Source organism: Streptomyces sp. NPDC051020 (assembly GCF_040683105.1).
GTDB lineage: Bacteria > Actinomycetota > Actinomycetes > Streptomycetales > Streptomycetaceae > Streptomyces.
The window spans coordinates 76,260-100,439 of sequence record NZ_JBFBCG010000019.1 but is presented as its reverse complement, the minus strand read 5'-3'; the positions used below and the strand labels follow the sequence as shown (position 1 = coordinate 100,439).

General features: G+C 69.4%; 20 protein-coding genes. 11 read left to right on the top strand and 9 right to left on the bottom strand.

The features are described from left to right. Nucleotides 1-244 precede the first annotated feature (244 nt). The 4 genes from AB0N06_RS13315 to AB0N06_RS13300 all read left to right on the top strand — a co-directional run bounded on the left by AB0N06_RS13315 (nucleotide 245) and on the right by AB0N06_RS13300 (nucleotide 5,994). Complete coding sequence (locus tag AB0N06_RS13315) at nucleotides 245-2,533, top strand: MMPL family transporter (RefSeq protein WP_366134788.1); 2,289 nt, start codon at nucleotides 245-247, stop codon at nucleotides 2,531-2,533. After that, nucleotides 2,530-3,540, top strand: coding sequence for a hypothetical protein (locus AB0N06_RS13310; protein WP_366134787.1), 1,011 nt, complete (start codon nucleotides 2,530-2,532; stop codon nucleotides 3,538-3,540). Before AB0N06_RS13315 ends, AB0N06_RS13310 begins: the two co-directional genes overlap by 4 nt. A 287-nt stretch (nucleotides 3,541-3,827) precedes the next feature. Continuing rightward, nucleotides 3,828-4,733: an IclR family transcriptional regulator gene (locus tag AB0N06_RS13305; protein WP_366134786.1), complete on the top strand. Its 906-nt coding sequence runs from the start codon at nucleotides 3,828-3,830 to the stop codon at nucleotides 4,731-4,733. Then, the gene (locus AB0N06_RS13300; protein WP_366134785.1) at nucleotides 4,726-5,994 is read left to right on the top strand and encodes a beta-ketoacyl-[acyl-carrier-protein] synthase family protein; all 1,269 of its coding nucleotides are present in this window, start codon (nucleotides 4,726-4,728) and stop codon (nucleotides 5,992-5,994) included. The genes AB0N06_RS13305 and AB0N06_RS13300 overlap by 8 nt, the downstream gene beginning before the upstream one ends. A gap of 108 nt (nucleotides 5,995-6,102) precedes the next feature. Here the strand turns inward: AB0N06_RS13300 and AB0N06_RS13295 are convergent, their stop codons facing one another. The 4 genes from AB0N06_RS13295 to AB0N06_RS13280 form a co-directional block, all read right to left on the bottom strand. Further along, nucleotides 6,103-6,540 (bottom strand): transcriptional repressor, encoded by a 438-nt coding sequence (locus tag AB0N06_RS13295; protein WP_366134784.1) that lies wholly within the window; start codon nucleotides 6,538-6,540, stop codon nucleotides 6,103-6,105. A gap of 65 nt (nucleotides 6,541-6,605) precedes the next feature. Beyond that, on the bottom strand, nucleotides 6,606-7,514 hold the full coding sequence (locus AB0N06_RS13290) for a metal ABC transporter permease (RefSeq protein WP_366134783.1): 909 nt from the start codon (nucleotides 7,512-7,514) through the stop codon (nucleotides 6,606-6,608). 2 nt (nucleotides 7,515-7,516) lie between these two features. Next, the gene (locus AB0N06_RS13285; RefSeq protein ID WP_366134782.1) at nucleotides 7,517-8,299 is read right to left on the bottom strand and encodes a metal ABC transporter ATP-binding protein; all 783 of its coding nucleotides are present in this window, start codon (nucleotides 8,297-8,299) and stop codon (nucleotides 7,517-7,519) included. Nucleotides 8,300-8,337: 38 nt separating this feature from the next. Next, the gene (locus AB0N06_RS13280; protein WP_366134781.1) at nucleotides 8,338-9,291 is read right to left on the bottom strand and encodes a metal ABC transporter substrate-binding protein; all 954 of its coding nucleotides are present in this window, start codon (nucleotides 9,289-9,291) and stop codon (nucleotides 8,338-8,340) included. Nucleotides 9,292-9,499: 208 nt separating this feature from the next. Here AB0N06_RS13280 and AB0N06_RS13275 point away from each other — a divergent pair, with 208 nt between their 5' ends. From AB0N06_RS13275 to AB0N06_RS13255, 5 genes are all read left to right on the top strand, one after another. After that, a complete protein-coding gene (locus AB0N06_RS13275) occupies nucleotides 9,500-10,882 on the top strand; it encodes a glycine--tRNA ligase (protein ID WP_366134780.1) in 1,383 nt (460 codons plus the stop codon). A 300-nt stretch (nucleotides 10,883-11,182) separates the two neighbouring features. Continuing rightward, complete coding sequence (locus AB0N06_RS13270; protein ID WP_366134779.1) at nucleotides 11,183-11,413, top strand: DUF6243 family protein; 231 nt, start codon at nucleotides 11,183-11,185, stop codon at nucleotides 11,411-11,413. A 118-nt stretch (nucleotides 11,414-11,531) separates the two neighbouring features. Further along, on the top strand, nucleotides 11,532-12,680 hold the full coding sequence (gene dusB / locus AB0N06_RS13265; protein ID WP_366134778.1) for a tRNA dihydrouridine synthase DusB: 1,149 nt from the start codon (nucleotides 11,532-11,534) through the stop codon (nucleotides 12,678-12,680). Between the two features lie 555 nt (nucleotides 12,681-13,235). Then, nucleotides 13,236-15,974, top strand: a complete 2,739-nt coding sequence (gene ppdK, locus AB0N06_RS13260; protein ID WP_366134777.1) for a pyruvate, phosphate dikinase — start codon at nucleotides 13,236-13,238, stop codon at nucleotides 15,972-15,974. Between the two features lie 518 nt (nucleotides 15,975-16,492). Continuing rightward, nucleotides 16,493-16,903 (top strand): VOC family protein, encoded by a 411-nt coding sequence (locus AB0N06_RS13255; RefSeq protein ID WP_366134796.1) that lies wholly within the window; start codon nucleotides 16,493-16,495, stop codon nucleotides 16,901-16,903. Nucleotides 16,904-16,924: 21 nt separating this feature from the next. Here AB0N06_RS13255 and AB0N06_RS13250 read toward each other — a convergent pair whose 3' ends face one another. Beyond that, nucleotides 16,925-17,854 (bottom strand): oxidoreductase, encoded by a 930-nt coding sequence (locus AB0N06_RS13250; protein WP_366134776.1) that lies wholly within the window; start codon nucleotides 17,852-17,854, stop codon nucleotides 16,925-16,927. A gap of 162 nt (nucleotides 17,855-18,016) precedes the next feature. Between AB0N06_RS13250 and AB0N06_RS13245 the strand changes: the two genes are divergently transcribed. Next, nucleotides 18,017-18,802 carry a TSUP family transporter gene (locus tag AB0N06_RS13245; RefSeq protein ID WP_037698199.1) on the top strand — a complete coding sequence of 262 codons (786 nt, stop codon included), beginning with the start codon at nucleotides 18,017-18,019 and terminating at the stop codon, nucleotides 18,800-18,802. Between the two features lie 40 nt (nucleotides 18,803-18,842). Here AB0N06_RS13245 and AB0N06_RS13240 read toward each other — a convergent pair whose 3' ends face one another. From AB0N06_RS13240 to AB0N06_RS13230, 3 genes are all read right to left on the bottom strand, one after another. Next, nucleotides 18,843-19,466, bottom strand: coding sequence for a class F sortase (locus AB0N06_RS13240; RefSeq protein ID WP_366134775.1), 624 nt, complete (start codon nucleotides 19,464-19,466; stop codon nucleotides 18,843-18,845). Nucleotides 19,467-19,593: 127 nt separating this feature from the next. Continuing rightward, nucleotides 19,594-20,463, bottom strand: coding sequence for a hypothetical protein (locus tag AB0N06_RS13235; RefSeq protein ID WP_366134798.1), 870 nt, complete (start codon nucleotides 20,461-20,463; stop codon nucleotides 19,594-19,596). A gap of 515 nt (nucleotides 20,464-20,978) precedes the next feature. Next, nucleotides 20,979-21,770 (bottom strand): aminotransferase class IV family protein, encoded by a 792-nt coding sequence (locus AB0N06_RS13230; protein WP_366134774.1) that lies wholly within the window; start codon nucleotides 21,768-21,770, stop codon nucleotides 20,979-20,981. A gap of 74 nt (nucleotides 21,771-21,844) precedes the next feature. On the opposite strand from AB0N06_RS13230, the gene AB0N06_RS13225 reads away from it, so the two are divergent. Further along, nucleotides 21,845-22,435, top strand: coding sequence for an NAD(P)H-dependent oxidoreductase (locus tag AB0N06_RS13225; protein WP_366134773.1), 591 nt, complete (start codon nucleotides 21,845-21,847; stop codon nucleotides 22,433-22,435). A gap of 56 nt (nucleotides 22,436-22,491) precedes the next feature. Here AB0N06_RS13225 and AB0N06_RS13220 read toward each other — a convergent pair whose 3' ends face one another. After that, nucleotides 22,492-24,141: a M4 family metallopeptidase gene (locus tag AB0N06_RS13220; RefSeq protein ID WP_366134772.1), complete on the bottom strand. Its 1,650-nt coding sequence runs from the start codon at nucleotides 24,139-24,141 to the stop codon at nucleotides 22,492-22,494. Nucleotides 24,142-24,180 lie beyond the last annotated feature (39 nt).

The following is a 24,180-nucleotide window of genomic DNA, read 5'->3' as shown; positions in this document are numbered from 1 at the left end:
GCTCTTGGACCAGTGTTCACTGAATGGCAACACTGATTCATATTCAGATCGGTGCTCTCGAATGGGAGCATCACTCTGACTCGGGTCGGTCCATCGACAGGCGTGTCCTGTAGAGGACGAGCCGTGCTCCTCGACGCAACGCCCAGTACCTCCGCATCCCCCAGTACCGATGAGGCCCGACAGCGCTCGGCAGAGCCCGGACAGGCATCGGACGAACCGTCAGAGAAGAACGAAAGGACCTCCCATGGTGACCACTTCGGTGCCACCCCAAAGCGGTCGGCAGAGCCGGCGCGGCCCGTGGTTCACCCTGCTCGCAGGGCTGCTGTTCCTGATCATCACCGGCGCGGCCGGCGCAGGCGTACTCGAAAACCTCAAGTCCGGCGGGTTCGACGACCCCGCCTCCGACTCCGTGGCCGCCACCTCGGCGCTGGAGCACTCCTTCCCGGAGAGCCAGCCCAACATGGTGGTCATGATCAAGGACACCAAGGGTGGGGTCGACAGCGCCGAAGCGCGCGCCGCCGCCGACCGGGTCACCAAGACGATCGGCGACGCCTCCGGAGCCCGGATCGTGTCCTCGTACTTCGCCACTGCCGACCCGTCGCTGCGCTCCGACGACGCGGGGCTGGTCCTGGTCCGGGTCAACGGTGACGAGAACGAGAGCCTCAAGACCACCAAGAAGCTCCACGAGGACCTGTCCGACCCGGACGGCGACGTGGCGGTTTCTTTCGGCGGCATCAACGCCGTCAACAACGACATGAACACACAGATCGAGAAGGACATCGTCGCCGCGGAGACCATCGCGATCCCGCTGACGCTGCTGCTGCTCGTTCTCGTGTTTCGTGGCCTGATCGCAGCGCTGCTCCCGCTGCTGCTCGCGCTGCTCACCGTGGTCGGCTCGATGGGCATCCTCAACGTTCTCTCCCGGTTCACCGACGTCTCGGTCTTCGGGGTGAACCTCGTCACCGCACTCGGGCTCGGTCTCGCGGTCGACTACAGCCTGCTGATCGTCACCCGCTACCGCGAGGAACGCGCCGCCGGCCGCAGCAACGCCGACGCCCTCCGCGTCACCCGCGCGACCGCGGGCCGCACCGTGTTCGTCAGCGGTGGCGTCGTCGGTGCCGCCCTCGCCACCCTGCTGGTCTTCGACCAGTACTTCCTGCGCTCCTTCGCCTTCGCCGGTATCTCGGTGGTCCTGCTGTCCGTCGGCGGCGCCCTCCTGCTGCTGCCCCCGGCCCTCATCCTGCTCGGCGACAAGATCGACGCCCTGGGCTGGGCCCGGCGGACCGCGCCCCGCCCCGCCGCGAACACCACCTGGGGCCGCATCGCCGGTCTCGCGTTCCGCCGGCCGTTGCTGTTCGCCACGCCCGTCGTCATCCTGCTGATCGGCATGGCACTGCCCTTCGGTCACTCGCAGTTCGGCGTCCCCGACGAGCGGGTGCTGCCGAAGGGCAGCGAGAGCCGGGTCGTGGCCGAGGCGCTGCGCAAGGACTTCGGCACCGGCGACGAGCACGCGCTCAACGTGGTCGCCCGGAACTGGAAGGGCACCGACGCCGACCTCGCGGCGTACGCCACCGCCCTGTCGCGGACGGACGAGGTGACCAAGGTCGTCAGCGCCGCAGGCGTCTTCGAGAAGGGCGCCAAGGCCGCTCCCATGCCGGCGGCCCAGGCGACCCGTTACGACAACGGCACCGCGACCTGGCTCCAGGTCCAGACGGACGTGGCCCCGTACTCCTCCGAGGGTTCCCAACTCGCCCGCGACGTACGGGACATCGCCCCCCCGGCCGGCAACAGCGTGCTCGTCGGCGGCCAGGCGGCCCAGGTCACCGACATCAACCAGTCCATCGCCGACAAGCTGCCGATCGCCCTCGTCCTGATCGTGGTCTTCAGCCTCCTTTTCCTGTTCCTGCTCACCGGCAGCGTGGTCCAGCCGATCAGGGCACTGCTGCTCAACCTGCTCAGCCTGGTCTCGATCCTCGGCGTGACGGTCTGGATCTTCCAGGACGGCAACCTCTCCGACGCCCTCGGCTTCACCCCCTCGCCGCTGGCGGTCTCCATGCCGGTCCTGGTCTTCTGCATCGCCTTCGGACTGTCGATGGACTACGAAGTCTTCCTGATCTCCCGGATCAAGGAGCACTACGAGCGCACCGGCGACCTGGCCACCGCCGTCCGCGACGGCCTCGGCGCGAGCGGGCCGGTGATCACCGCGGCCGCGGCCATCCTCGCGGTCTCCTTCTTCGCGATGCTCACCTCCGGCGTCTCCCTGATCAAGCTTTACGGTGCCGCCACCGGCCTGGCGATCCTCATCGACGCCGTCCTGGTGCGCGGCGCGCTCGTACCGGCGTCGCTCCGGGCCACCGGCCGCATCAGCTGGTGGGCCCCCTCCTGGCTGCGGAGTGTCCACGGCCGCTTCGGCATCCGGGAGTCGGCCGGGGAAGGAGCCCCCGCCACCACCGGCCCGACCACCGGCCCGACCACCGGCGCGGACACCGCCCCGGCCGAGGAGCGGCGTCACAAGGACGGAGTCAGAGCATGACGAGTCCCGAGAAGACGACCACGTCCCTGGACCGGCTGAGCGAGGTCGCCACCCAGGCCTCCCGGGCGGCGAACGCGCACAACACGCAGCCCTGGGAGCTCCGCCACGGCACCGACCACATCGAGGTCGGCTGGCGCGCCGAGGACGCGCTGGGGCCGAGCGACCCGGCCCACCGCGACCTGCGGCTGTCGCTGGGCACGTACGTGGAGAGCCTGCTCATTGCCGCGGCCGAGCAGGGCATCGCCGTCGACTTCGAGCTCGACCTCGACACCGCGGCCCGGCGCGTGGGCCGGCTACGGCAAGCCGAGCGCCCCTACGACACCGGCTTCCGGGCGTCCGACATCGCCGTCCGCCGAGTCTGGCGCGGCGCCTGGGCCCCGCGACAGATCGCCCCGGAGGCGATCGAGGCCGCGCGGGAAACCGCCCGCACGGCGGGCTTCCGGGTGGCCGCGATCAGCACGGCCGCGGCCAGGCCGCTGCTCGTCCGCGCCTACCACTGGTTCTTCGGCGACCCCGGAATCGCCGCCGAACTCATGGCATGGACCCGGCTGAGCCCCCGTCACCCCAAGTACCACCGCGACGGTCTGAACGACGTCATGCTGGTACTGAACCGGGTGGAGCGCTTCCTCATGGGGCTGCTCTTCTCCCCGGCCGTCTACCGGGCGCTGCGCCCGCTGGGGCTGCCGCGCCTTCTCACCCCGCTCTCCTCCGGCGCGACCGCCGGTGACGGCGTCGTCCTGGTGATCCTGGGCAAGGGCGAGGACCTGGCCCAGGAGGTGACGGCCGGACGTCTGGTCACCCGCCTCTGGCTGGACCTCTTCCGGCAGGGGATCTACGTCCACCCCCAGAGCCACGTCATCGACTGCCCGCACACGGTCGGGGACCTGGCCGCCCTGTGCGGGGCCGAGGACGGCGAACGCCCGCTGGTCTTCTTCAGAGTGGGCATCCCCGCGGTCGACCCCTCCCTGCGCCCCCGGCACCCGCGCCGCGACCTGCCGCCGCAGTGACCCGGCGCGGCCGCGTGGCCGGGCTCCGACGCCCCGTCACGCGGCCCGCAGGGCAACCGGGGTGACGGCCGGTCAGGAGACCCCGACCCCTGGCGATCACCCGCTCGTCGGTCGACGGCGCTCGTGCTGTCGCCGCCGACGGGCGGGTGACGTGGCTGTTCGGGCACTGGCTCCCTCTGCGTCATCGAAGCAACCTTTGCAATTACTCCATACCTGTGAGGATCTTGCTCGTCTCACCGGGGGATCGCAGTGCATCAAGGTGCACCAGGCGAAAGCGAGGCCTACGGATGGAAATCCGCAACACCACGGAAAACCGCTCGGTCGTCGAGCGCGCCTTCAGTGTTCTCGGTGTCTTCAGCGGTCGGGACCACTCGCTGTCGGTGAGCGATATCAGCCGCCTCTCCGGCCTTCCTGTGGCGACGGCACACCGCATGGCGACCAAGCTTGTCTCCCTGGGGGTGCTGGAGCGGGGGGAAGGGGGCAGATACACCATCGGGCTGAGGCTGTGGGAACTGGCCGCGCACGCGCCGCGGCACCGCGCGCTGCGCGCCGCGGCGCTGCCGCACATGCTGCGACTCCACGAGAAGACGAAAGCAACAGTGAATCTCTCGGTCCGCGACGGCGCCGAGGGGATCTGGCTGGAGAGTCTCGGCTGGGGCGATCCGGTGCGCGTGGCACCGATGACCGTCGGCGACCGGTTCCCCCTGCACACCACCGCCTCGGGAAACGTCCTGCTCGCCTACGCGAGCCCCGAGGCGCAGGAGGACATCCTGGCCCGCACGCTGACCCGGCACACGGCAGGGGAAGTGCCCGACCCCCTGGTCCTGCGCAGGATCGTCAGTCAGGTCAGGCGCTCGGGCTACGCCGCGGGCGAATTCCGGACGGAGCGGCGCACCTTCGCGGTCGCCGCCCCGCTGCGGGACCGCGGCGGAGCCGTCGTCGCGTCCCTGTCCCTGGTGACGGGTCTCGCCGGGGCCGGCGGACCCCAATGCGTCAGCCCCTTGCTGGCGACGGCCGTCCGCATATCCCGGAAAATCGCCACCGCCCAGGACCGGGAGGGCGGAATTCCGCACCAACGGGCACACGCCCAGGGGGGACGCCCCATTCCGCTCCACACGAAACAGAGCGAGCCGGAGCGGACCCGAGGCCGCGCAATTCCAGTTCAGACGTTGGAGAAAGATTTCTGTGGATAAGAAGAACCGCACTGTAGTGGTCACCGGCATGGGCGCGACCACGCCGCTCGGTGGCGACACCATCGCGACCTGGGACGCGCTGCTCGCCGGGCGCTCCGGCGCCCGACGGCTACCGCACGCATGGGCCGAGGAACTCCCGGTGCGCATCGCCGCCGAGATCGCGGTGGAGCCCGCGGAGATCTTCCCGCCCGCCCAGGCGCGCAGGCTCGACCGCGTCGCCCAGTTCGCCCTCGTCGCCGCCCGCGAGGCGTGGGAGGACGCCGGGTTCAAGGGCCGGGCGGGAGACGACGAGCCGGTCGACCCCGACCGCCTCGGCGTCGTGGTCGCCACCGCGGTCGGCGGGGTGACGTCCATGCTCCAGCAGTACGACATCCTCAAGACGCGGGGAGCCCGGAGGGTCTCCCCGCACACGATCCCGATGATGATGCCCAACAGCCCGTCGGCCCACATCAGCCTCGAAGTCGGTGCCCGCGCCGGGGCCCACGCCCTCGGGAGTGCCTGCGCCTCCGGCGCCGAGGCCATCGGCTACGCCATCACCATGATCCGCAGCGGCCGCGCCGACGTCGTCATCGCCGGTGGCACCGAGGCGCCGGTGCACCCGCTGAACTTCGCCGCCTTCGGCAACATGATGGCGATGTCCACGAACAATGACGATCCGACCGGCGCCTCGCGCCCCTTCGACACCGGGCGCGACGGTTTCGTCCTGGGTGAGGGCGCGGGCCTCGTCGTCCTGGAGTCCGCCGAGCACGCAGCCCGGCGCGGTGCCAGGGTCTACGCCGAGGCCCTCGGCGAAGGCGTCTCCTTCGACAGCCACCACATCACCCAGCCGGAGCCGACGGGCCGCGGAATATCCGCCGCGCTGCGGTCCCTGACGGACTCCACCGGCCTCGAACCGGCCGAGATCGCGCACATCAACGCGCACGCCGCCTCGACCCCGCTCGGCGACATCGCCGAGATCAGGGCGCTGCGTCAGTTCTTCGGCGACCACACCGACCACTTCGCGATATCGGCCACCAAGTCCATGACCGGACACCTGATCGGCGGTGCGGGCGGCGTGGAGACGATCGCCACCGTGCTCGCCCTGCACCACAGGCTCGCCCCGCCGACCATCAACGTCGACGACCCCGACCCGGCGATCGACACGGACGCCGACATCGTCCGCGGCGAGCCCCGCCCCCTGCCCGACGGACGGATCGCGGCGCTCAACAACTCCTTCGGCTTCGGCGGCCACAACGTGGTGCTGGCGTTCCGTACCGTGTGACGCTCCGGCGGCCACCGCCTGACGCACCGGCGGCCGTCACCATGACGCACCGGCGGGCGGCGCTCCTTCGAGCACCGCCCGCCGGTCCCGCGTGCCGCCGGTCCCGCTTCAGCTCCCCGTCGCCGTCGCGCACTCCGCACACGTACCGAAGACCTCCACCGTGTGCGCCACATTCACGAACCCGTGCTGCGAGGCGATCGTCTCCGCCCACTGTTCCACCGCGGGACCCTCGACCTCGACCGCCTTGCCGCAGACCCGGCACACCAGGTGGTGGTGGTGCTCGCCGGTCGAGCAGCGCCGGTAGACGGACTCACCGTCCGTCGTGCGCAGGACGTCCACCTCGCCCGCGTCGGCGAGGGACTGCAGGGTGCGGTAGACGGTGGTCAGCCCGACCGAGTCACCGCGGTGCTTGAGTACGTCGTGCAGCTCCTGGGCGCTGCGGAACTCGTCCACCTCGTCGAGCGCCGCCGCCACCGCGGCCCGCTGCCGGGTCGACCGGCCACGTACCGGGGCTGCGTTCGTTCCACTGATCGGCGCCGTCGCCACAGGTGCCTCCTCATGTCGCCCGTACATGTGTCGGGCCATTGTGCCAGCCCGCCCGTGCGCCGGGGTCAGACCCGGACGCCGTTCGTGGCCGGGCGGGCAGCCGGTACTTCCGGAGTCTCCCCTTCCAGGGTGCACTCCGCCGTGACCGCGTCGCTGCTGCGGGCACGCCTTCTGGCCAGCGGCGTGGCGAGCAGGGTCAGCATGACGAAGACGCCGATGGCCAGCAGCACGATGGTCGCGCCGGGCGGTACGTCCTGGTAGTAGGAGGTCACGGTGCCGGCCAGGGTCACCGCCGTACCGATGACGACGGACAGCACGAACGTCACCTTGAAGGACTTCGAGATCTGCTGCGCCGCGGCGACCGGGACCACCATCAGCGCGCTGACCAGCAGCAGACCGACGACCCGCATCGCCACGGTGACGGTGACCGCAGCCGTGACCGCGATCAGCAGATTGAGTGCGCGCACCGGCAGTCCGGTGACCCGCGCGAACTCCTCGTCCTGACTGACCGCGAACAGCTGTCGCCGCAGCCCCAGCGTCACCAGCAGCACGAAGGCGGCGAGCAGGCAGATCGCGGTGATGTCCTCGGACGAGACCGTGGAGAGGGAGCCGAAGAGGTACGAGGTGAGGTTGGCGTTGGAGCCGGTGTCGGAGAGATTGATCAGCAGCACACCGCCCGCCATACCGCCGTAGAAGAGCATGGCCAGCGCGATGTCGCCGCGCGTGCGTCCGTACCAGCGGACCAGTTCCATGACGATCGAGCCGACGACGGCGACGGCCGTGGCCATCCAGACCGGGCTGGTGGAGAGTAGGAAGCCGAGACCGACACCGGTCATCGCGATGTGGCCGATGCCGTCGCCCATCAGGGCCTGGCGGCGCTGCACGAGGTAGATGCCGACGGAGGGCGCGATGACGCCGACCAGTACGGCGGCGAGCAGAGCCCGCTGCATGAAGGGGGGCTGGAGAAATTCCATGATCAGGTCAGCAGTCCCGTCCGGACGGGCTCGGAAGCCGCATGGGGGTGTACATGGTCGTGGCCGGGCAGCGCGTGCTGGCCGACGGCCTTCGGGGGCGGCCCGTCATGCATCACACAGCCGTCGCGGAGGACGATAGCGCGGTCGATGAGGGGTTCCAGCGGGCCCAGCTCGTGCAGGACGAGCAGCACGGTGGTGCCGGTCGCCACCTGCTCGCGCAGCGTCTCGGCGAGGATCTCCTGGCTGGCCAGGTCGACGCCGGCCATGGGCTCGTCCATGATCAGCAGCTCGGGCTCGGCGGCGAGTGCCCGCGCGATCAGCACCCGCTGATGCTGGCCGCCGGAGAGCGCGCTCACCGAGTCCCCGGCCCGGTCGGCGAGGCCGACGAGCGCGATGGCGCGGTCGACGGCGGCCCGGTCCGCCTTGCGGAGCAGCCCCAGCTTCGTACGGGACAGCCGCCCGGCGGAGACGACCTCGCGGATGGTGGCGGGAACCCCGCTGGCCGCCGTGGTGCGCTGCGGTACGTAGCCGATCCGTGCCCAGCTGCGGAAGCGGCGCAGGGGGGTACCGAACAGCTCGACCGAGCCGCCGGTGAGCGGGACCTGGCCGATGACGGACCGCACGGCCGTGGACTTGCCGGAGCCGTTGGCGCCGAGCAGCGCGGCGACCTCGCCGCGGTGCACGGTGAGGTCGATGCCACGCAGCACGGGGCGCGCGCCGAGGGTCGCGGTGGCTCCGCGCAGGGCTATCACGGGGTCGGGCTGGGTGCTCTCGGGCTCGGACATGAGCGCCTCCGATGCTGCTGTGGCGGGTGTTACGAGGATCACTTCGCGCCGAGCGCCTTCTGGAGGGCGGCGAGGTTGGACTGCATGACCTCGAAGTAGTCAGCGCCCTTGGACTTGTCCGTGATTCCCTCGAGCGGGTCGAGGACGTCGGTCCTCAGGCCGGTGTCCGCCGCGACGGTCTTCGCGGTCTTGTCGCTGGCGAGGGTCTCGAAGAAGACCGTGGTGGCCTTGGTCTTCTTCGCGATGGTGTGGATCTCCTGGATCCGGGCGGGGCTGGGCTCGGCCTCGGGGTCGATGCCGGCGATGCCCTCCTGGACCAGGCCGTAGCGCTCGGCGAGGTAGCCGAAGGCGGAGTGCGTGGTGATGAACGTCTTGGTGGTGGTGTTCTTCAGGCCCGTCTCGTACGCCGTGTTCAGCGCGTCGAGCCTCTTGACCAGAGCGTCCGTGTTCTTGCGGTAGTCCGCGGCGTGGCCGGGGTCGGTCTTCTCCAGGGACGCGCCGACGCCCTTGGCGACCTCGGCGTACTTCACCGGGTCCAGCCAGATGTGCGGGTCGGCCCCCGCGTCCTCGCCCTTGTGCTCGTGGTCGTGCTCGCCGCCGCCGGTCTCGGTGCCGTGGTCCTCCAGCGTGGTCAGCTTCGCCGCGTCGACGCTGTGGGTCGACCCGGACAGCTTGATCGCGTCGTCGACGGCGGGCTGGATACCCTTGAGATAGAGGATGTAGTCGGCGTCGCCGAGTCCGCCGATCTGCCGCGGACTGAGCTCCAGGTCATGCGGCTCGACGCCCGGCTTGGTCAGCGTGCTGACCGAGACATGGGTCCCGCCGATCTCCTCGGCAAGGAACTGCATGGGGTAGAACGACGCCACCACATTCAGCTTGTCGCCGGCCTTGTGGTCGGCGGCGTCCGACGGGGAGCAGGCGGACAGGGCTGTGAGCCCGAGGGCGACTGCTCCGGCGACGGCAGCGGTGGGTATGAGGCGGCGTATGTTCATGACAGTCATTTTCAACAAAAATGGAAACGATTGTCAACAAGCCGGATGGGGTGCCCACTGGGTGAGCCGTCCGCGCACCGATTTGATCCGGAGGGCGTGCCCGCCGGTAATCTGAAGCATTCGCCCGCCCGTCTCCCGACCACCACCCCCCACCGAGGCGCTTCGCGCCACCCCTGTCCAAATTCGTCGTCGTAATGAAGAGAGCACCGTGGCCGCCGACAAGATCGACTCCATCGTCAGCCTGAGCAAGCGCCGTGGCTTCGTTTACCCCTGCAGTGAGATCTACGGTGGCCAGAAGGCCGCCTGGGACTACGGGCCGCTGGGCGTGGAGATGAAGGAGAACCTCAAGCGCCAGTGGTGGCGCTACATGGTCACTTCGCGCGAGGACGTGGTCGGTCTCGACTCGTCGGTCATCCTGGCCCCCGAAGTGTGGGTCGCCTCCGGCCATGTCGCCACGTTCACCGATCCGCTGACCGAGTGCACCTCCTGTCACAAGCGCTACCGCGCCGACCACCTGGAGGAGGCGTACGAGGAGAAGCACGGCAAGCCGCCGGTCAACGGGCTCGCCGACCTCAACTGCCCGAACTGCGGCAACAAGGGCACCTTCACCGAGCCCAAGCAGTTCTCGGGCCTGCTCTCCACGCACCTCGGCCCGACCCAGGACTCCGGCTCGGTCGCCTACCTGCGTCCCGAGACCGCGCAGGGCATCTTCGCCAACTTCGGTCAGGTCCAGCAGACCTCGCGCAAGAAGCCGCCGTTCGGCATCGCGCAGATGGGCAAGTCCTTCCGGAACGAGATCACTCCGGGCAACTTCATCTTCCGGACCCGCGAGTTCGAGCAGATGGAGATGGAGTTCTTCGTCAAGCCCGGCGAGGACGAGGAGTGGCACCAGTACTGGATGGACCAGCGCTGGAACTGGTACACGGACCTCGGTATGCGCGAGGAGAACATGCGCTGGTTCGAGCACCCGAGGGAGAAGCTCTCCCACTACTCCAAGCGCACCGCCGACATCGAGTACCGCTTCCGCTTCGGCGGCAGCGAGTGGGGTGAGCTGGAGGGCGTCGCCAACCGCACGGACTACGACCTCAAGGCGCACTCCAAGGCCTCGGGCACGGACCTGTCGTACTTCGACCAGGAGGCCGGCGACCGCTGGACGCCGTACGTCATCGAGCCCGCAGCCGGTGTCGGCCGCGCCATGCTGGCCTTCCTCCTCGACGCCTACATCGAGGACGAGGCGCCCAACGCCAAGGGCGTCATGGAGAAGCGCACCGTGATGCGCCTCGACCCGCGCCTCGCGCCGGTCAAGGTCGCGGTGCTGCCGCTGTCCCGCAACCCGCAGCTGTCGCCGAAGGCCAAGGGTCTCGCGACCGACCTGCGGAAGAACTGGAACATCGAGTTCGACGACGCGGGCGCCATCGGCCGCCGCTACCGCCGCCAGGACGAGATCGGTACGCCGTTCTGCGTCACTGTCGACTTCGACACCCTCGACGACAACGCGGTCACGGTGCGCGAGCGCGACACCATGAAGCAGGAGCGCGTCTCGCTGGACCAGATCCAGGCGTACCTCGGCGCCCGTCTGCTCGGCTGCTGACGCATCGCTGTTCCACCGCGAAGCCCCCGGTTCCTCGTACGGAACCGGGGGCTTCGTTGCACATGGGGCACCACACGACCATGCGTCAACAGCAGCGGCGCGGCACCGGCCGAAAACAGCACCGACCAAAATTCTGGTGCTGCGCCCGGTCCGGCCGGGGTACGGTTCCCGCATGTCTTCGTTCTTCCAGATCTACGAGTGAGAGCGCGGCGGGCCCGACCGCCCGTCGCCCACCGGATCGATTCCAGGTCGCTCACGACCTCATGTCTCATGACGTCTCACCATGGATGGGAGAACCCCGTGGCCAAGAGCCGCAACAACCTTCTCGGTGTCGGCGGACAGCGCAAGAAGCTGTCCCGCGCCGATCAGCAGGGCGTGGGCCCCGCGCGCAATGCCGACCGCAAGGCGGCGGCCGACCAGAAGCAGGAGCTGCTCCGTAAGATGCGTGAGCGCGCCGGGTCCGAGCAGGCCCCGGCGTCCGCCGATGCCGCGACGTCGACCCACGAGGGCGACTCCGCGAAGCAGAGCTGACGCCTTCTCGGCGCCCGTACGACCGTGGGCCCGGATCACCCCTGGTGATCCGGGCCCACGGTCGCTTCTCGCTCCGGCGCCCACCGAAGCAGCTCCCGCCGTACGCGACAATGGAGCAATGACCACGCTCGTCCCCTCGCTCCCGCAGCTCCGGATCGGCCCGCACGCGGTGCAGCCGCCGGTGGTGCTCGCACCCATGGCCGGTATCACCAACGCCCCGTACCGCACCCTGTGCCGGGAGTTCTCCGGCGGCAAGGGGCTGTTCGTCAGCGAGATGATCACGACGCGGGCGCTGGTCGAGCGCAACGAGAAGACCATGCAGCTCATTCACTTCGACGCGAGCGAGACCCCGCGCTCGATCCAGCTGTACGGAGTGGACCCGGTCACGGTCGGCAAGGCCGTCCGCATGATCGTCGACGAGAACCTCGCCGACCACATCGACCTGAACTTCGGCTGCCCGGTCCCCAAGGTGACCCGCAAGGGCGGCGGCTCCGCGCTCCCGTTCAAGCGGCCGCTGCTGCGCGCGATCCTCAACGAGGCCGTATCCAACGCGGGCGACCTTCCGGTCACCATCAAGATGCGCAAGGGCATCAACGACGACCACCTCACCTATCTCGACGCGGGCCGGATCGCGGTGGAGGAGGGCGTCACGGCCGTCGCCCTGCACGGCAGGACGGCCGCCCAGCACTACGGCGGCACCGCCGACTGGGACGCGATCGCCCGCCTCAAGGAGCACGTCCCGGAGATCCCGGTCCTCGGCAACGGCGACATCTGGTGTGCGGACGACGCCCGCCGGATGATGCGCGAGACCGGCTGTGACGGCGTGGTCGTGGGCCGCGGCTGCCTGGGGCGCCCGTGGCTCTTCGGCGACCTGGTGAGTGCCTTCGAGGGTGCGGAGGCGAGGCAGGCGCCGACGCTCCGGGAGGTCGCGACGGTGATGCTGCGGCACGCGACACTGCTGGGGGAGTGGATCGGCGACGAGACCCGTGGCGTGATCGACTTCCGTAAGCATGTGGCCTGGTATCTCAAGGGCTTCTCGGTCGGCTCGGAGATGCGCAAGAAGTTGGCGATCACCTCGTCGCTGGACGAGCTGGGTGCGCAGCTGCACGAGCTCGACCTGGACCAGGCCTGGCCGGACGGAGCGGACGGGCCGCGCGGGCGTACCTCCGGCAACAACCGTGTGGTGCTGCCGGACGGCTGGCTGAAGGACCCCTACGACTGCTCGGGCGTGAGCGCGGAAGCCGAGCTCGACACCTCGGGCGGCTGAGGCACCGGGTGCCCCTGATTCACTCCCGCTCATCTGAGCGTCAATCCGGAGTGAACTGAGGGTGAACCGAGGGGGGATCGGACGGCATGGGGTGCAGTGGCATGCGATGGGGGGTGCCGCGCCCGCATTCCTTCGCTCCTTGCGGTCGTCGTGTGACCATGCGTGTCCTCGAAGCTGTCCGGATAGTGACATCTGAGCGCCCGGCGGGGCGTGATTCTCGCCACCCCTGAGGGGTGCGTTGCTCAGATGAGCGGGTTTTTGGGAACTGCACTTCTCAAATGGTGGCACTGGGTGCCACCAGGGCTTTACTTTGATCGATCGATGAATCCACTACGTACCGTGTAAATTCTCGCGATCTCGGGAACTTTAAGTAGTGATACGTTCAAGAAGTGAATGAATGATTCGATGCGTGGCTCTGGAACGAAACTTTCGATCTGCTGGCGGACGAGTGGTTAAGGCCGTATGACGCGCAAGTGGACGTACCCAGGCACCTTCGATCTGGGTATGTTCCTCGCCGTCAGGGCAGCCACCCGAGTCCTCTAGGAGTCGAGACCCGTGTCGGAAAACAAAGATCCTCACGTACCCACGCCGGAGCTCCCGGGTCAGAAGTTCGTTTATGACTTCACCGAGGGCAACAAGGATCTGAAGGACTTGCTCGGCGGCAAGGGTGCCAACCTCGCCGAGATGACGAACCTCGGGTTGCCCGTCCCTCCGGGCTTCACGATCACCACCGAGGCATGCAAGGTCTACCTCGAGAGTGGTGAGGAGCCGACGGCGCTCCGCGACGAGGTGAGTGCGCACCTCGCCGCCCTGGAGAAGCGGATGGGCAAGAAGCTCGGCCAGGCCGACGACCCCCTGCTGGTCTCCGTCCGCTCCGGCGCGAAGTTCTCGATGCCCGGCATGATGGACACCGTTCTCAACATCGGCCTCTCCGACGAGTCCGTCGTCGGTCTCGCCGCCCAGGCAGGCGACGAGCGGTTCGCGTGGGACTCGTACCGCCGACTGATCCAGATGTTCGGCAAGACCGTCCTCGGCGTCGACGGCGACCTCTTCGAGGAGGCGCTGGAGGCCGCGAAGGAGGCCAAGGGTGTCACCGTCGACGTGGATCTCGACGCGGCCGACCTGAAGAAGCTGGTCAAGCAGTTCAAGAAGATCGTCACGCGCGACGCCGGGCGTGACTTCCCGCAGGACCCGCGCGAGCAGATGGACCTGGCCATAAAGGCCGTCTTCGACTCGTGGAACACCGACCGTGCCAAGCTCTACCGTCGCCAGGAGCGCATCCCCGGCGACCTCGGCACGGCCGTCAACATCTGTTCGATGGTCTTCGGCAACCTCGGTCCCGACTCCGGTACGGGCGTCGCCTTCACCCGCGACCCGGCCAGCGGCCACGCGGGCGTGTACGGCGACTACCTGCAGAACGCGCAGGGCGAGGACGTCGTCGCGGGTATCCGCAACACCGTGCCGCTCGCCGATCTGGAGTCGATCGACAAGAAGTCGTACGACCAGCTGATGCAGATCATGCAGACGCTCGAAACGCACTACAAGGACCTGTGCGACATCGAGTTCACCATCGAGCGCGGCCAGCTGTGGATGCTCCAGACCCGGGTCGGCAAGCGCACCGCCGGTGCCGCGTTCCGGATCGCGACGCAGCTCGTCGACCAGGGGCTCATCGACGAGGCGGAGGCGCTCCAGCGCGTCAACGGCGCTCAGCTGGCGCAGCTGATGTTCCCGCGCTTCGACGAGGACGCGAAGACGGTGCTGCTCGGCCGTGGCATCGCCGCGTCGCCGGGCGCCGCGGTCGGCAAGGCGGTCTTCGACTCGTACACCGCGGTCAAGTGGTCCCGGTCGGGCGAGAAGGTCATCCTGATCCGCCGCGAGACCAACCCCGACGACCTCGACGGCATGATCGCCGCCGAGGGCATCCTGACCTCGCGCGGCGGCAAGACCTCGCACGCCGCCGTCGTCGCCCGTGGCATGGGCAAGACCTGTGTCTGCGGCGCCGAGGAGATCGAGGTCGACACCAAGCGGCGTCGGCTGACCGTCGGCGGGACCGTCGTCGAGGAGGGCGACATCGTCTCGGTCGACGGCTCCACCGGCAAGGTGTACCTGGGTGAGGTCCCCGTCGTGCCGTCCCCGGTCGTCGAGTACTTCGAGGGCCGGATGCACGCGGGCGCCGACGACGCCGACGAGCTGGTCGCCGCCGTGCACCGGATCATGGCGTACGCGGACCGGGTGCGCCGGCTGCGCGTGCGGGCCAACGCGGACAACGCCGAGGACGCGCTGCGGGCGCGGCGCTTCGGCGCCCAGGGCATCGGCCTGTGCCGCACCGAGCACATGTTCCTCGGCGAGCGCCGCGAGATGGTCGAGAAGCTGATCCTCGCGGACACCGACGAGGAGCGTGAGGCCGCGCTTGCCGCGCTGCTGCCGCTCCAGAAGGCCGACTTCATCGAGCTGTTCGAGTCGATGGACGGGCTGCCCGTCACCGTGCGGCTGCTCGACCCGCCGCTGCACGAGTTCCTGCCCGACATCACCGAGCTGTCGGTACGGGTCGCGCTCGCCGAGTCCCGCAAGGACGCGAACGAGAACGACCTGCGGCTGCTCCAGGCCGTGCACAAGCTGCACGAGCAGAACCCGATGCTCGGTCTGCGTGGCGTCCGGCTCGGTCTGGTCATCCCCGGTCTGTTCGCGATGCAGGTGCGGGCGATCGCCGAGGCGGCCGCCCACCGCAAGAATGCCAAGGGCGACCCGCGCGCCGAGATCATGATTCCGCTTGTCGGCACGGTCCAGGAGCTGGAGATCGTCCGCGAGGAGGCCGACCAGGTCATCGCCGAGGTCGAGGCGGCCACCGGCACCGAGCTGAAGCTGACGATCGGCACGATGATCGAGCTGCCGCGCGCCGCGCTGACCGCCGGTCAGATCGCCGAGGCCGCACAGTTCTTCTCCTTCGGCACGAACGACCTGACCCAGACGGTGTGGGGCTTCTCCCGTGACGACGTGGAGGCCTCGTTCTTCACCGCGTACCTGGAGAAGGGCATCTTCGGGGTGTCGCCGTTCGAGACGATCGACAAGGACGGCGTCGGTTCGCTGGTCCGCAGCGCCGTCGCGGCCGGCCGGGCCACCCGCCCGGACCTGAAGCTCGGTGTCTGCGGCGAGCACGGAGGCGACCCGGAGTCGGTGCACTTCTTCCACGAGGCGGGCCTCGACTACGTCTCCTGCTCGCCGTTCCGGATCCCGGTCGCGCGCCTGGAGGCAGGCCGGGCAGCGGCAGAGGCGAAGGGCAGCGACAGCCGCTGACCTGATCACCCGGACTCCCGGGCTGTCGTCGGCTCACCTCCACCCTCAACGACTCGACGACAGTTCCGGACAACCCTGAAGCGGCGGCACCCTGTGCGGGGTGCCGCCGCTTCGTCATGTCCGGCTCCCGGGCGGAGACAAAAGGAGCGCGCAAGCGCTTTCGGCGATGGCCGCACCCATGGGGTGAGGGCCGGCAGGGGCGTCCCTGTCCGGGTGCGGCTCACCCCCCGTTGGGCACGGAGCCGCACCGTTCACCGACCGCCGCTGCATGAGTGCCCCCCGCGGCCCTCACTCGCTCTTCCGGTCGGCTCAGGCTTCGCGCCCGACGCCATACAGCCTCTCGGTGATCCGTCGGCCGGTCGCTCCGCTCCCTGCCCCGTCCTTCGATACGTTCACGGGTCCGACGGAAGAGCTCCGGCGATTTTTTCGCCGTCGGCGATGAGTTCGGAGTCTGCCCGCCGTCTACCTATCGAAAGCGCTCGAACAGAGCACCGCATATGAGCAGAGAAGAGACGGACATGCCGCAGATGATCTTCGTGAACCTGCCGGTCAAGGACCTTGAGACGACGAAGGGCTTCTTCGCCAAGCTCGGCTTCTCCTGCAACCCGCAGTTCAGTGACGAGACCACCGCGTGTCTCGTCATCAGTGACACGATCTTCGCCATGCTCCTCACCGAGCCCCGCTTCAAGGAGTTCACCAAGAAGGACGTCGCGGACGCGTCGAAGTCCACCGAGGTGATCATCGCGCTGAGCGCCGAGAGCCGCGAGAAGGTTGACGAGCTGGTCGACACGGCGCTCGCCTCCGGTGGTTCGCCCGCCAACGAGCCCATCGACCACGGGTTCATGTACGGCCGGTCCTTCCAGGACCCGGACCACCACATCTGGGAGGTCATGTGGATGGACCCGGCCGCCGTCCAGGGGCAGGGCTGACGCGTCGAAACACCTTGGGCCTCAGGGGGTGAGGCCCGGCCAGGTCACCCCGGTGAGCTGCTCGGACGCCACCCACAGGCGTTCGCTCGCCACATCGTTCCGCGTCCAGCCCGTCCGCCAGGACGGGGCGGGCGCACCCCGCCAGCCCAGCAGCTTCGGGCCGGTGAACGAGTCGGGGCGCACCCCGGGCGCGGTGGCCGCGTACAGCGTCGGCAGCGCACCGGAGGACGCGGGCTGGGCGAGGATCCGGTTGCCGAGTCCGGCCACCCGTTCCGCGGCCCTGCGGTTCTCCATCCTGACGCCTGCCGTCTGCAGATTGGTCGCCGCGTATCCGGGGTGCGCGGCCGCGGCGACGACGTCGGAGCCGGCCGCGGAGAGCCGGCGCGCCAGCTCATGGACGAAGAGCAGATTGGCGGTCTTCGAGCGGGCGTAGGCGATCCAACGCCGGTAGTTCCGCTCGCTGTTGAGATCGCCCATGTCGATGTTGGACAGGGCGTGCATCCCGCTCGACACGCTCACCACCCGGGCGCCCGGGGTGTTGAGGAGCTTCGGCAGCAGTAGACCGGTGAGAGCGAAGTGCCCGAGGTGGTTGACGCCGAACTGGGTCTCGAAACCGTCGGCCGTCTTCCGGTACGGCAAGGCCATCACACCGGCGTTGTTGATCAGCAGATCCAGCCGGTCGGACCGGTACGAAGCAGCGAACTCCCGTACGGAGGAGAGATCGGCCAGATCCAGCGGTGCGAACTCCACCTCCGCGCCCGGCACGGCCGCAAGGAGGCGTGACTCGGCCTCCTTGCCACGGGTCTCGTCACGGCACGCGAGCAGTACCCGCGCACCGCTGCGCGCCAGTTCGCGTGCCGTGACGAGACCGATACCGCTGTTGGCTCCGGTGACCACGGCCGTACGGCCGCTCTGGTCGGGGATGTCGCTCGCGTTCCAGCCCTGGGTCATGGATCAAGCGTACGACCGGAGTCCCACGGCAGGATTCAGCTGCGGAACGGCCCCTTCCTGTGACGGCCGCGGAGCCCCGGAAGCTCAGAGTTGGCTCAACTTTCCGGTAATCCCGCAGAAGCAGTTGGACGGGACATGTATCGCGTCCATAGGGTCGCGAGCATGCCCGACATCACCCTGACCACCCTCGTTGTCCTGTGCCTCGCCGCTGCCGCCGCAGGCTGGATCGACGCCGTGGTGGGCGGCGGCGGGCTGCTCCTGCTGCCCGCGCTGCTGCTCGGTCTGCCGCACGTCCCGGCCGCGCATGTCCTCGGCACCAACAAGGCGGTGGCCATCGTCGGTACCTCGGGCGCCGCCGTGACGTACGTGCGCAAGGCGCCGGTGAAGGTCGGGACGGCGGTGCGGATCGGTCTGATGGCGCTGGCCGGATCGATGACCGGTGCCTTCTTCGCCGCCGGGATCAGCAGTGACGTGCTCCGTCCGGTGATCATGGTGGTGCTGCTGGCGGTGGCGGCGTTCGTGATGCTGCGGCCACAGTTCGGCAAGGAGGCGGGCGGGGGCACGGACCGGAAGGTCACCCGGGCCCGTACCGTCACCGCGATCGTGCTGGTCGGCGGCGGCATCGGCTTCTACGACGGGCTGTTCGGGCCGGGCACCGGCACGTTCCTGGTGCTCGCGCTGACCGCCGTGCTCCACCTCGACCTGGTCACGGCGTCGGCCACCGCCAAGATCGTCAACGTCTGCACCAACGCCGGCGCCCTCGCGATGTTCGCCTACCAGGGCAGTGTGCTGTGGCAACTGGCCGCGCTGATGGCTGTGTTCAACCTGGCGGGTGGGCTGCTCGGTGCGCGGATGGCGCTGCGCAAGGGCAGCGAGTTCGTCCGTGGTGTGCTGCTGGTCGTGGTGTTCTCACTCGTCGCGAAGCTGGCGTTCGACCAGTGGGCCTGATGGCCTCCCCCCACGACAGGGAGTGGATCGGCGACCGGGGTCAGCGCACTCCGGTGAGGTGCGCGTACGCGACCACGTTGCCCTGGTAGCCGGTGTCCCGTGAGAAGCCGCCGCCGCAGGTGATCAGCCGCAGCGCGGCGAACGGCGAGGCGCCGTAAACCCGCCGGTCCGGGAAGTCCTTGTTCTTGTACACCTCGATGGCGTCGAGCGAGAAGACGGCGGTGCTCCCGTCCTGCCGGACCACCTCGACGGTGCTGCCCTTGGTCAGGGTCCCCAGATCGTAGAAGACGGACCGTCCCTTTGCGTTGTCGACATGGCCGGCGACGAGCGCGGTGCCCTTGGCGCCGGGCGGGGTGCCGTCCTTGTACCAGCCGACGACGTTGCGGTTCTCGGCCGGCGGCACGTCGAGGCTGCCGTCGGACCCGAGCCCGAGCCGGGTCATCGGGGCGTCCACCTTGATGCTGGGGATACGGAGACGGACGGGCGTCGAGGGCCGCAACGGGGCGGCGACGGGCGAGCCGGGCTGCACTCCGGGACCGGCGGCGAAGGCCTGGGCGGTGGTCGGCTGCGGCGGCACCAGCACGGTGCCGGCGCCGTGCTGGATCAGCCAGACGCCGACCAGTGCTGCGACGGCGACCAGCCAGCCCTTGGCCTTCTGGAACACGGTCGTCCTCCGGGGAGTCGTCCTCCGGGACGGGGAAGGACGTGAGGAAGGAAGTTGGGTTCCGCCCCGGTGACGCGCGGCCACCGGGACGGAATCGTGGCGGTACGGGGACGTGGGTACGTCCCCGTCAGCTGTCCGCCTGCGTGCCGCTCGCCCGACGACGCAGGAGCCAGGCTCCGCCGACGGCGGACGCGGCGAGAACGCCGGCACCCGCCGCGATCTGGGAGGTGTCCGGGCGGACGCTGCCGCCTACACCAGTTTTGACGTGCCCGGTGGGAGAGAGGGGCACGGTGGAGCCGTCGTAGCCGTTCCCGGTGTCACCGCTTTGACCGTTTCCGGTGTCACCGCCTTGGCCGTTCCCGGTGGTCCCGTTGCCGTTGTCGCGGCCTTGGCCGTTTCCGGTGTCACGACCGGTGTTGCGCTCGGTCCCGTTGCCGTTGTCGCGCCCGCTCCCGTTCCCGGTGGAGTTGCCGGTACCGAAGGGATTCTGGTTCCCGAGGAGGCTCTCGCCCCTGGCTGCCAGGTTGTCGAGGGAAGGCACCGAGTTGCCGCTGCCCGTGTTGTTGCCGGAGCCGTTGTCCTCCACGGTGCCGGCGGGGGAACCCGCGGCGATGTACTTCGCGCTGTTCGCCGCCTTCACCCGCAGCGTGCCCGTGGCCATTCTGCCGTTCTCGCAGGTCACGTCGATGCGGTACGAACCGGCATGGGTCTTCTTCGGCACCGTGAAGGTTGCGACCACCATCTCCTCGCGATTGGTGGACGCCAGCGTGAAGTTCCCCGCTTCCAGGGAGTTCGCATGCCCGGCGGCCTTCGCGTCATTCCCGCAAGCGGTGGTTCTCACCGTGACCATGGTGCCCGGAGCCGCGACCGCCGGGGATATCACCAGTTGACCGACGTCCCCTGCATACGCGGACGGCGCGGCGGTGGACAGGCCGAGCGTGGCCGCGGTGAGTGCTGCGGCTGCGGTGCCGGTCACGAGGCGGGCAGGACTGCGCATGGGGTTCCTCCGAGCAGAGGCGCTGGCGAGTATCTCCTGGTGCAGAGCTAACGGGCGGCGCGCCACCCATGCATGCTGACACCCGGTCAGCTTTCACTCGACCGGTCCGGGCCGGGCTCCCTGTCGAAAGGTAAGCGTGCAGGTCACGGCGGGGATGGGCGGGCGGGCGGTCGGCCTCGCGACACACCGTGCTGATCGGGTGACGAGCTACCGGAATGAGTGGTGTATGTCACATGTATGACCTCGCCGGTCCCGGGCACACGCATGACACCCCCACGGGACGGCCTTCCCCCCCGCCCCGGGCCGCCGCCCTCATCGGACCCACGCCCCTGGGCCCGATGGGGGCGGTCCCGTCCCGTCACCCGGGGGTGAGGGCGGTCCAGGTGACGGCCGGCGGCCGGACACGGGCGCAGAGGGTGCCCCTCGGTGCCGGGGAAATCGCTGCCGGGCCCCCGCAGGTGTGGCCGGGGAGGTCCGAGCCGTCGATGTCGATCTGCACGGGCCCCATGCTTCCCTCAGACGGTGTCCCAGGGCGCAGCCTCGTACGCCGAGCCCACGTGCTTCATGAGTTCCTCGTCGACCACGAAGTCGGTGTCGTCGATCCGTCGGATCGGAGCGATGCCCTGCGCGTTGGTGAGGAATGCCGACCGGTAGTCGCCGATCCCGTCCAGCGTCACCGGGCGCCGTACGGACTCCAGCCCGGCGCCCGGCAGTTCCTGCTCCAGCAGGGCCATGGTGATGCCGGGCAGTGCGGGCGCTTCGGGCCAGACGACCGAAGTGCCGTCCCAGAAGGCGACGTTGGTGATCGCCCCTTCTGTCACCGTCCCGTCCGGTGCGATCAGCAGCGCCTCGTCGAAGCCGGAGCGTGCGGCGAGCTGCCCGTAATAGGTCTGGCCGAACTCGCCGGGGCGCTTGATGTGCGGGACGGTGCGGACATAGGGAACGGACATCAGGCAGTGCGGTTCGGTGGACTTCCGCGCCGGTCCGCGCACGGTGACCATGACGGTCGTCCCGGTGTCGCCGGGCGGCAGGAAGGCGTGCACCCGGGTCGAGGCGTCCCGTATCCCGGCGCCGTCCAGCGCGTGCCGGATCAGCTCGCGCACCCGGCCGCCGTCGAGCCCATGGCCGAAGAGCTCCCGGTTGGCGGCGTCCAGCCGGGCCAGGTGGAGCGCGAGGCCGCGTACCTTCCCGTCCCTGACCTGCATGGCGGTGAAGTGACCGTAGTTGGAGAAGGCGGGGATCCGGAGATCTGCCTCCGTTGCTGCGTGTCCGTTGAACTCGACGTACAGGGGCGCGGTGGTCGTCATGTGTTCCACGGTACGCCGGAGGGGTGAGCGGCGGCGCTTGACCTCAACTATGGTTGACATACGAGTCTCGCCGCATGGAACTCACCACATCACCCCTGAAGGTCGCGGTCATCCTCGCCAGCAACCGCGAGGGCCGCTTCGCCCCGGTCGTCGCCGACTGGTTCCTCTCCCGTACCGCCGCTCACCCGGGCATCGAGACCGACCTGATCGATGTCGCCGAACTCGATCTCCCGTTCGCGCTCACCTACCGCCCGGGACCGGACGTGCAGGCCCGACTGGCGAGAGCGTCGTCCAGGTTGGCCGCCGCCGATGCCTTCGTCGTGGTCACGCCCGAGTACAACCACTCGTACCCCGCCCCGCTGAAGAACCTCATCGACTGGCATCACGCCGAATGGCAGGCCAAGCCCGTCGCCTTCGTCTCGTACGGGGGAGTGTCCGGCGGTCTGCGGGCCGTCGAACATCTTCGCCAGGTCTTCGCCGAGCTGCACGCCGTCTCCCTCCGCGACGCCGTGTCGTTCCACAACGCGGGCGCTCTCTTCGACGACGAGGGCCGGCACAACGACCCCGTGGCTGTCGACGCGGCGGCGAAGACTCTGCTCGACCAGCTGACCTGGTGGGGGAGTGCGCTGCGGGACGCCAAGGCGGTCCGCCCGTACGGAGGCTGATCCCTTCTCGACTGGAGTCAGGTCCCGGAGCGAGTGTGTCCGGGACCTGCTCCCTGTCAGCCGACCGAGACCGCGGACCAGGTCGCGGCCACCGCGTTCTGCTCCGCGCTGCCCGCCCCGTACAAATCCTTCGCCGCGTTGAGCGTCGCCGTGCGGGCGGCGGAGTAGTTGGTCGAGGACGTCATGTAGACCGTCAGCGCCCGGTACCAGATCTTGCCGAGCTTGTCCTTGCCGATGCCGCTCAGCGTCGCCCCGTCGCACGTGGCGCCGTTGTGCTGGACGCCGCCGATCGTCTTCGGGCCGCTGCCCTCGGCCAGCAGATAGGCGAAGTGGTTGGCGACACCGGACGAGTAGTGCACATCCAGATTGCCGACCGAGGAGCTCCAGCAGTCCGCCGATTTGCCGTCCTTGGAGGGCTGGTCCATGAACCGCAGAGCGGCCTTCCCGAAGCCGGGCTTCACGATCTTCTCGCCGATCAGGTAGTCGCCCGGGTCCTGCGCGTTGTTCGCGTGGAACTCGACCAGCGTGCCGAAGATGTCGGAGGTTGCCTCGTTGAGACCGCCCGGCTCACCGGAGTAGGTGAGGTTCGCGGTCTTGGACGTCACGCCGTGCGACATCTCGTGCCCCGCCACGTCCAGCGCGACCAGCGGCCCGAAGGTGGAGCCGTCGCCGTCGCCGTACGTCATGCAGAAGCAACTGTCGTCCCAGAAGGCGTTGTTGTAGTTGTTCCCGTAGTGGACGCGGTTGTACGAGCCCTTGCCGTCCCCGGCGATGCCGTTCCGGCCGTGCACGTTCTTGTAGTAGTCCCAGGTCGTGTCCGTGCCGTACTGGGCATCGACCGCCGCCGACGCGCGGTCGGAGGTGGCGCCGTTGCCCCAATGGTTGTCGGCGTCGGTGAACAGGACCGCAGGGGCCCGGCTCCAGCAGATGGAGAAGATGCAGCCGTCGGTCTTGTTCTGCGCGTCCCCGGTGTACGTGTTGCCGCGCGTCGCGTCCTTGAGCTGGTACGTCGACCCGGACTGGGTCGTCTCCAGCGGGACCGTACCGCCGTAGAGGGACTGGCCGTCTCCGCCGGCCGTCTCCAGGCTGTCCCAGGCGTCGATCTGCCGGCCCGTGCGCGCATCGGTGAGCACGACGCGGGCGACGGGGTTGCCCAGCGAGTCCTTGCCCGCGGCCTCGGTGCGCCAGGCCAGTCTGGGCGTGCCGTGCAGGGCGTCCACGACGAGCTGCGGCTTGGCGGCGACCTTGCGGAGCTTCTCGCCTCGGTGGGCGGAGCGCAGGGCGGCCGCGCCCAGGTCCGCGGCCGTCGGCGCGGAGAGGGACGGGTTCACGGTCGGCACCGCGAGATCCCCGCGTACGGCCCGGTCGGCGCTCCGGTAGGCGCCGTCGGGTGCCAGGTGGACGATGAAGTCGCCACCCAGTATGGGGAGTTGGTGGTAGGTGCGGTCGTAGCGCACATGCTGACTGCCGTCGTTGTCGACGATCACGTCGCGCACCGTCGCGTCCTGGGCGACGGTGAGACCCAGCCCGGCGGCGTGCTCGGCGAGGGCGGCCTCGGCGTGGCGGACGGCTGTGGCGCGGCTCGGGGCGGGGTGGTCGGCCGCGGCTGCGCCCGCGGTGGCGGTGAGGGTGGAGGCCAGCAGGGTCACGGCGGCCGCGGCCATGGCGACCGGGGTGAGGTGCGATGCGTGCCGGATCGTTCTCATCGGACTCCTCGGTGTGCGCGGGGCGATGACGGCTAATCT

Excerpts from the sequence above, each read along its gene's own strand:
- AB0N06_RS13315 (WP_366134788.1), top strand. The coding sequence starts at position 245 with ATGGTGACCACTTCGGTGCCACCCCAAAGCGGTCGGCAGAGCCGGCGC.
- AB0N06_RS13310 (WP_366134787.1), top strand. The coding sequence starts at position 2,530 with ATGACGAGTCCCGAGAAGACGACCACGTCCCTGGACCGGCTGAGCGAG.
- AB0N06_RS13305 (WP_366134786.1), top strand. The coding sequence starts at position 3,828 with ATGGAAATCCGCAACACCACGGAAAACCGCTCGGTCGTCGAGCGCGCC.
- AB0N06_RS13290 (WP_366134783.1), bottom strand. The coding sequence starts at position 7,514 with ATGGAATTTCTCCAGCCCCCCTTCATGCAGCGGGCTCTGCTCGCCGCC.
- AB0N06_RS13285 (WP_366134782.1), bottom strand. The coding sequence starts at position 8,299 with ATGTCCGAGCCCGAGAGCACCCAGCCCGACCCCGTGATAGCCCTGCGC.
- AB0N06_RS13280 (WP_366134781.1), bottom strand. The coding sequence starts at position 9,291 with ATGAACATACGCCGCCTCATACCCACCGCTGCCGTCGCCGGAGCAGTC.
- dusB (WP_366134778.1), top strand. The coding sequence starts at position 11,532 with ATGACCACGCTCGTCCCCTCGCTCCCGCAGCTCCGGATCGGCCCGCAC.
- AB0N06_RS13255 (WP_366134796.1), top strand. The coding sequence starts at position 16,493 with ATGCCGCAGATGATCTTCGTGAACCTGCCGGTCAAGGACCTTGAGACG.
- AB0N06_RS13250 (WP_366134776.1), bottom strand. The coding sequence starts at position 17,854 with ATGACCCAGGGCTGGAACGCGAGCGACATCCCCGACCAGAGCGGCCGT.
- AB0N06_RS13245 (WP_037698199.1), top strand. The coding sequence starts at position 18,017 with ATGCCCGACATCACCCTGACCACCCTCGTTGTCCTGTGCCTCGCCGCT.
- AB0N06_RS13235 (WP_366134798.1), bottom strand. The coding sequence starts at position 20,463 with ATGCGCAGTCCTGCCCGCCTCGTGACCGGCACCGCAGCCGCAGCACTC.
- AB0N06_RS13230 (WP_366134774.1), bottom strand. The coding sequence starts at position 21,770 with ATGACGACCACCGCGCCCCTGTACGTCGAGTTCAACGGACACGCAGCA.
- AB0N06_RS13225 (WP_366134773.1), top strand. The coding sequence starts at position 21,845 with ATGGAACTCACCACATCACCCCTGAAGGTCGCGGTCATCCTCGCCAGC.
- AB0N06_RS13220 (WP_366134772.1), bottom strand. The coding sequence starts at position 24,141 with ATGAGAACGATCCGGCACGCATCGCACCTCACCCCGGTCGCCATGGCC.